This is a genomic window from Spectribacter acetivorans (assembly GCF_031846305.1).
GTDB lineage: Bacteria > Pseudomonadota > Gammaproteobacteria > Nevskiales > Salinisphaeraceae > Spectribacter > Spectribacter acetivorans.
The window spans coordinates 1-834 of the sequence record NZ_JAVRHY010000038.1; the positions used below are offsets into that span (position 1 = coordinate 1).

Sequence of the window (834 nt, forward strand, 5' to 3'; positions counted from 1 at the left end):
GCCACCAAGGCCGGCAACGACGCCGGCACCATCCCCGCCTGGGACCCCTGGCCGCAGAAAGGCAAGCTCAGTGGTCTGGACGTCACCGCCGAGAACTACCCCGACACCATTGCCAAGATCCTGGAAGAAGAGTCGCGCCTGACCATCACCGCCGACAACTACCAGGAACACGCCGACAAGCTCACCGCAGGCCACAAGGCCATGTTCGAGCTGTATCCCGACTACAAGATGCACGTGTACCCCACGCACCGGAACGTCGGCTACCCCGAAAACATCTACAAATTCACCAAGCAGAACGCCACCACCACCACCCTGGACGGCTGCAACGACTGCCTGCGTAACGCCGAACTCGGCTTTCCCTTCCCCATTCCCAAGACCGGCACCGAAGTCATGTGGAACCACCGCCTTCGCTGGCGCGGGGAACACGTGCGCCGCAACAACGACCAGGCCATCGTCCAGCAGGACGGCGACACCCAGATCACCAAACTGGTCGAAGAAGTCAAATTCCCCTACACCCTGCTCAACGACGACCGCGTGGTCATCGATGACCAGGACGACATCATGATCTACTACCTGTCCGAAACCCTGGCCCCGCCGCGTAACGCCGGCGGCTTCCTGCTGGCCTGGGAACACGTCGGGTATCGCTCCGCCTGGCTGTACAACACCGGGCTTCGCCGTGTTCGCCGTGCCCCCAACGTCGCCTACGACAACCCCTACGAGGGCACCGACGGCCAGCAGTTCTACGACCAGGTCGACATGTACAACGGCGCCATGGACCGTTACGACTACAAACTGGTGGGCAAGAAAGAAATGCTCATCCCCTACAACAACTAC

At 61.4% G+C, this 834-nt stretch carries 1 protein-coding gene; it reads left to right on the forward strand.

Features of this window, described 5'->3' with window-relative positions:
* A partial coding sequence (locus RM531_RS15985) for a DUF1329 domain-containing protein (protein ID WP_311660723.1) occupies positions 1-834 on the forward strand: 834 nt, incomplete at both ends.